The organism is Microcystis sp. M_QC_C_20170808_M3Col (assembly GCF_007095505.1).
In the GTDB taxonomy this organism is placed as follows: Bacteria; Cyanobacteriota; Cyanobacteriia; order Cyanobacteriales; family Microcystaceae; genus Microcystis.
On sequence record NZ_SFBY01000338.1, the window covers coordinates 1 to 7063 of the forward strand.

At 35.7% G+C, this 7063-nt stretch carries 4 protein-coding genes; all 4 read left to right on the forward strand.

Features of this window, described 5'->3' with window-relative positions; all coding sequences use genetic code 11:
• The first annotated feature begins 683 nt into the window (after positions 1–683).
• Complete coding sequence (locus EWV84_RS15470) at positions 684–1187, forward strand: hypothetical protein (protein ID WP_287078720.1); 504 nt, start codon at positions 684–686, stop codon at positions 1185–1187.
• A 164-nt stretch (positions 1188–1351) separates the two neighbouring features.
• Entirely contained in the window at positions 1352–2377 is a 1026-nt protein-coding gene (locus EWV84_RS15475) for a P-loop domain-containing protein (protein ID WP_353806925.1), read from the forward strand.
• Positions 2364–6275 carry a WD40 repeat domain-containing protein gene (locus EWV84_RS15480; RefSeq protein ID WP_287078722.1) on the forward strand — a complete coding sequence of 1304 codons (3912 nt, stop codon included), beginning with the start codon at positions 2364–2366 and terminating at the stop codon, positions 6273–6275. The genes EWV84_RS15475 and EWV84_RS15480 overlap by 14 nt, the downstream gene beginning before the upstream one ends.
• A 633-nt stretch (positions 6276–6908) precedes the next feature.
• Positions 6909–7063: DUF433 domain-containing protein (locus EWV84_RS15485; RefSeq protein WP_287078538.1), on the forward strand; the 155-nt coding region annotated here is incomplete at its 3' end.

The window sequence follows — 7063 nt, forward strand, 5'->3', positions numbered from 1 at the left end:
GGACTTTGTGTAAGACAGTACATGGTTTTTTAACCGTGGTATGCAACGGTGGTTGAAGCAGAAACTTAAATCGTGAGGTTTAGGAATCGCCGCACTTTTAGGGCGGCGAGGATGTCAATCCGTGACGCGGCGAATGCTAGAGCCGTTGAAGTCCATCTGTAGGGACACGGCATAACGGGGTCGTTATACTGAATCGGTTTTTAATAGTATGATTAACTGCCAATCCAACTTGAAAAACCCGCTCCCTTCCCCCCACTGCTGTAACAAAAAACAACTATCCCCCGATAGCGATCGCTAAAGGTCGAATAATTGTAAATTTTTGTCAAGGGGTGCGGTCAGATATAGGAATCATCGCTATAATTCCAGAAAACTCCTGTTATTTTAGCTTATTGTCAGGAATTTAGTTAAACAAGGTTTTTGGCAATATGCTAATCTGGCTAACACGCTTTTGGGCGTGATATAGGGAAAAGTTCTTGCAATCGCGCCTAAATGGAGTGATATACCGAAAGTTGACCCATATCGTTACTCTGGAGAGTGTTATACAGAAAGTTGACCCATATCGTTACTCTAGAGAGTGTTATACAGAAAGTTTCTGCATAATATGTAGTTAGCTTGACTTCAACCCTGCAAAAATTAAAACCCAAAAAGCCATTTGTAGATATAGTTAAGAAATTTCAATATATATGTCTCCCCAAGAACTTCAACAGATCGAGTTAGATATTCAGGACTTGCGAGAACAACTAGCTGGGTTTCGTAGTACTTTGGCTAAAAGTCGCCCTGAAGATAAAGTTATGCTCAATCAGCTAATTCGCGACAAAAGAAAAGAAATCCAGAATTTTGAGCAGGAAAAATGGGAGATTATTGCAGGAATGGTGGCAAATTGGCGTATTCCTGATGATGAGGCACAGCAAATTATTGCAGAAACGGTAATTGAAGTGCAGGCAGTGTCTGGACAAACACATGATGTTCCGTCAACAGAAATTCTAGAACTTCTTCAGGAAATTTTAGCCAAGCTAAACGAACCAGGAAAGCCTGCTGCTGCCAGGTTAAAGGCTGCATTTTCAGTGTTACCACCGTTTGTATCCATAAGCTATGAAGCTGAGCTTGATACGGAGAGTACTTTTCAGCGTTATTTACCCACCTTTAGTAACTGGATAAGGGAGGTAAGAGATCGCCCAAAAAAGTAGAAAGTCCCAGTAATACGCCTGATGTATCTGCGAGCAAAAAATCCCATAAATACTCAGGGTATTTTGACAGTCTCATCAAAAAGCAATCTCAAGATTTCATCGGCAGAGTTTACGTCTTTAATGCTATTTCTCAGTTTATTAATAGTAGAGAATCAGGTTACTTCCTGGTTACAGGTGATCCGGGGATGGGAAAAAGTTCAATCCTAGCTCAATGGGTTATAGACAATCAATGTATTGCCTACTTTAATGTCAAGAAAGAAAGAGACAAAGCATCCGAATTTGTTGAGAATATTATTGAGCAGTTGAATCTTAGGCATAATATTAAGGCAGATTTTAATGACAATAGGAATGAATATTCTAACTTGCTCTTGTCAGCACTAGAAAAAGCTTCTCAGGAAAGCAAAGAAAAAATAGTCATTGTAATAGATGCACTTGATGAAGTAGATCCTTATAGTTGCCAGGGGGCCAATATACTTTTTTTGTCCGCTAATTTGCCTAAAAATGTATTCATTATTATGAGTGAAAGGCGAGATACGCCTGCTCAATTATCTGGAAAGCATCTAGCTAATGAAAGTTTGAGTCTTCTTGATTCTAAGTATGAAGCTGATACCAATCAAGATATTCGTGACTATGTTAGAGCAAAAATAAATAAAACAGAAACACTTCGTAAGCAAATAGAAATAATTGCAAATTCAATCAATGAATTTATTGATGTAATAACTGAAAAAAGCGAAAAGAATTTTTTGTATCTTCGCTATATGCTACCTAATATTGAAGAGGGGGTTTATCAGAGTATTACTAAACTTGATTCCTTGCCTAAGGGGCTTCAAGACTATTACGAAAAACACTGGGAGCGCATGGGAATGATGTCTAGCCCTCTCCCCAAAACAAAGTTATATGTGATTTATCATCTTTCTGAATCATATAGAGCAATCTCTCGTGAACAAGTTGCGAAGTATATTGGAGAGACAAATATTACGGTTCAAGAAATTTTAGATGAGTGGCTTCAGTTTCTTCATAAGCAAAATATTAAAGATGAGATCTGTTACAAAATCTATCACCAAAGTTTTCAGGATTTCTTGAATCGTATTGATATTATTCAGGCAGCGGGAATCGATCTCAAAGAAATTAATAAGCAGAAGACTAGAATACTCAACAAGATTTGGAGGAATTTACGTGATTCAAAATAATTTCCTACTAAAACTACAAGCAATACCTAATTCTGAGAAAGAAGAACTTTTAGATTTACCAAGGTACTTTGTAAAAACCTATGAACTAGATGAATATATAGGTATATTACTGGATTTTCAGTTCGTTACTGCAAAGATATCAATACTAGATGTCGAACCTTTAATTAAAGACTACGATTTAGTCGATTATTCTGATCTGCCTATTTCTACAGAGGATGTATTAGACCTGAAAGCGATACAAAAAATTTATCGCTTGGCAACTACTTTAGGTAGTGGTCTTCCTGGATTGGAAGATTGGCTAGAAGAATCACAGGCAGAAGAGAGTAGCAAACAGAATTTACTTGAACACATTAACTTCTCTACATACCGAAAAATTCAAAATCAACTAGCTAGCCAACTATGGGGAAGATTTTCTTATTCATCATCTTCTCAGATGATACGCTCGTTACTAGATCAAGCAAGAGATAGTCAAAATGAGCCTTGGCTCAGACCAGTATTTCCTACCCTAACAAATCCAAGTAGTCACCTAAACAGAGTACTCACTGGACATCAAAGCAACATTACTGCTATAGCAATTGATCCCGATGGAAAATATCTAATTTCTGGGGAAATGTGGGGAGAAATCATATTATGGGATCTGGAGAATGAGACTTATATAAGAAGATTTGACAACCACAAAAGCCCTCAAGTAGATTTCCTTGACCCTATTGCAGGCTGTCTACAGCAAAGATTTTATAACAACTATATTGTTGATATTGCAATTACTCAAGATGGTAAATATTTCATTAGCGGTTCTTGGGATGGAACTCTAATTGTTTGGGATTTAGAGAAACAATTAGCTGTACATCAGCTTGTTCATAAGGACTATATAGCATTACAACAGAAGAATTTATTTGCAGAAATCCAGGAGAATTCTCGAAATATAAACGCAGAATCAGAAGATGAGTTTATTGATAGTTACTCCAAATGGCGCTGGGATATCAGAGAAGTACTTCATTCTTTTATCCTTAGTGAGGATAGTGATCTAATCATTGCTAGCTATTTCGATCAAAGTCTTATAGTTTGGGATATTAAAACAGGCAAAGAACTCCAAATATCAACCTATCCAATCTTAAATTACCACGCCTATGACGCCTATAGTCGAGCCACATTTAGACTGATTTCAAATATAGTCGAAAAAATACCCCATAGTAACCAATTGCTTCTCAAAACATCCGCAGAGGATGTATTAATTTATGAACTAGATACAGACAAAAAACTTAACTTTGTTGCTACTATTGAAATTTGGGATGATGATATCAGAGTCTCATTTAAAAATTTAGTGGCTGCGCCGAATGGAGAAATAATAGTATTTGAAAGTGGCTTAGATTTTTGGGTATGGTCAGTTCAAACAAGAACATTTCTTAAAAAAATAGATAAACAGAATCAAGATAATATCCAATGTTTACAGATCACACCAGATAGCAAATGGTTGATTTCCATCTCATCAGACAAGACGTTAATTGTTACAGATATAGATACATCGAATATAATAGCAAAGATTAGTGAACAAGCAATTAGAGGGGAATGGAAAGTTATTATCTCTCCTAATGGAAAAGACATGATTGGTTATGTAGGAGATAAAAAAATTAAGATATGGGATCTCAAAAAATTGGAGAGCTTTTCTTGTGATGATTCGATTGAAGATAAATCTCAGTTTGGAAAAACTGTTTATGATATTACATTTACACCAGATGGTAAGAAGATCGTTTTAGGAAGAGGTGAATATAAAATTAAAATTCTTGATTTGGCTGATAATTGTAGTAAATTATTAGAGATAGATGGAAACAAGGTCTTTTCTTATTCTCAATATATCCGATCTATTACTATTTCACCTAATAGCCAAAGAATTATTTCATCATCTGATGAAGGTAATGTTCATGTTTGGGATATTACTTCAGGGCAAATGCTTACAGAGTTTCTTTGCCATCCTTTAAAAAAGGATAAAATTAGAGATATTAATTCAATAGCAATCACGCCAGATGCAAAGTATATTATTACTGCATCAGCAGATAATTCTCTAAAAATATGGGAATTACAGCAAATTAAAATTCTAAGGAACGGGCAAATTATTGTTAAGCCTTCACTATATAAGGAGCTTATTGGTCATACTGATGAAGTAAAATCGGTTATGATAACTCCAGATGGAAAGAGAGCAATATCTGGCTCTAAAGATGGAACGGTTAAGGTATGGGACATTTTAACAGGTAAGGAACTTAACAGTTTTAATTGTCAATCAACAAACTCTGGCTTTGGGGTGGGTAAGGCAATTCTTTCCTTTGATGGGAAGCAAATATTTTCTGTTCACGAAAGAAATCTTGAAGTTAAGATATGGTATCTTGAATTTCAGGAGAATAGTAAGACTCTTGATTTAGGAACAACAGGGTCGATTTGGTTTGGTGATGGTTTACGTAGTCCTACAGATGGGCATGGACAGCCAATTACTGATATTGTTGTAACTCCTGATAATCGATACCTTGTTACCTGCTCCTATCATGACTCCACTGTCATGCTCTGGGATTTGCATGATCTTTTTCAGGAAGACCTACCAATGTATCGTCCCAAGCTTCTATCTAGCTTTTCTTTTGATACTCTTTTGAAATGTTGTGCTATTTCACCTGATGGAAAAACAATTGCGGTTGGTGATGAATTTAATAATGCTCATATACTTCAAATCGAAAATGTTGAATTTGATAAATCTATTGATTTAGATATTACTGCTTCTACAAATAAATTAAGTTCATTCCTAACATTTGAAGATAATATTTTATCGACTGAATTGTATAAAGCTTTTTTGGATGAAAAGGAAAAACAATCAATCAGTAAATTTCCACGCTTTAAATTATTTGTTTTTACCTGTTTTGTTCCATTTGTACTTATCATTACTATTTCCTCAACTCAAGTAGATCAGGTTTTAACTTATTTACTTAGTCAAATTCCATCTCGATTTAGTTTATATGTTTCAATATTATACATTAGGGTAATTCTTGAATTATCAATGGCATCATGGCTATATGCTATTGCAATGAAGAGTTTAGCTGGTAAAGCCAGATCTAACATAAACAGGATATCCGAAAATATAGGAAAAACATTTATAGTATTAATTTTTCTTTATCTTGCCTACTTATCTGTTCCAATCTTCGCAAATATAGGCTCTACTGTTGGCAATCAATTTGCTTCTAAAGAATACTGGATTGTCTTTATCTTCGTAAGTTTGTGTGTGTTTATTTCTACAACAATAGAAAAGTATATTAAAACTAATTCATTAGAATTTATAAATCCAATTGTCCTTATTGGTAGTTCTTTAGCACCGTTATTAGGAAGTCATCAGGTTCTTGGCTCTATTTATTGGTCTGCTATATTTTCTATTATATTTACTAGAGTTATTGACGCTATTAATCAGCTACTACCATTAAAAAAAGTTGTTTATTTAATATCAATTTCTTGCGGTATTGTGTTTGCTCTAGTCATGAATCATTTCTTAAATAGTGACTCAGTATATTGGGATGCAACCATACGAGTGGTATTAGGTATATTTATATGGAATATTGCTTTTCACTCAGACAAATCTTACTCGTTAAAAAATCCTCCTATAATAAGTTTAACTTTAGGTTCAATTATTGGAATTATTTTAAATACTTTCCTCCAACCAACATTTCTTAAATTTATTTCTTCTAGTCTTATTAATATTTGTTCAACTATCGGCTTTTTACTTGGAGGTGCTTTAGGATTAATAGGTGCATGGATTATTGCTGCTGGTATGTTTGGCTTAATTTATATCTTATTCATTCTTCCTTTTTCAATTGTTGATGAAGGACTTCAAAGACTTATCTTTCAGGTTAGACCCCGCACAAATTGAAGTCCCCTATTCGTATTTTCACTATTAACTAAAGTCCTGCAATTTATTTAGTCCAGCAAGCTAACACATCGTTGGAGCGGACAGAATTATGGTATTTTAGTTTAAGTTGAAGGTGATCGCTTGCCGCTCAACTTTGCTCGTTATACTGAATCGGTTTTTAATAGCATGATTAACTGCCAATCCAACTTGAAAAACCCGCTCCCTTCCCCCCACTTCCCACTCTCCTATACCTTTTAAACAGGATTTAGTATGACTATCTGAATTACTCGTTAAGACTGTCTATGAGCAGGGAGCAGGGAGAAAAAACCTGACTACTGACTGAAAGCTGATCACCGACAAACCCTATCCCAAAAAGATCGAATCGCGCAGCAATCGCTGTAGGGTGCGTTCCCTAATGCAACTTCTACCGCTCCAGCGATCAATTTTTGGGGAACGCACCATGCCCATTGATTGAAGCTGTGGGTTTAAGTGCGGTGTGGGCTAATCTGGCTAACACGCTTTTGGGCGTGATATAAAGATAGTATGGGTGACGGTTTATATGATGACAGAGAATGGATATGTGGGGGATGTCTTTCAGGCATTGCTTACCCCCGCTAAAGGTTAAAATGATCATGAAGCAATAGAATTACTCTAATGAAACTAGATCGTATTACGAGCAATCCAAACCGGATGAATGGGCAACCCTGCATCCGTAATCTTCGCCTTACGGTTCGTCGAGTGATTGAGCTACTGGCAACTTATCCCGATCGAGCAGAATTACATCAAGAGTTTCCGGAACTGGAGGATGA

Bases quoted from the DNA above. Each gene is read 5' to 3' on its own strand.
- EWV84_RS15470 (WP_287078720.1), top strand. From the start codon at position 684: ATGTCTCCCCAAGAACTTCAACAGATCGAGTTAGATATTCAGGACTTG.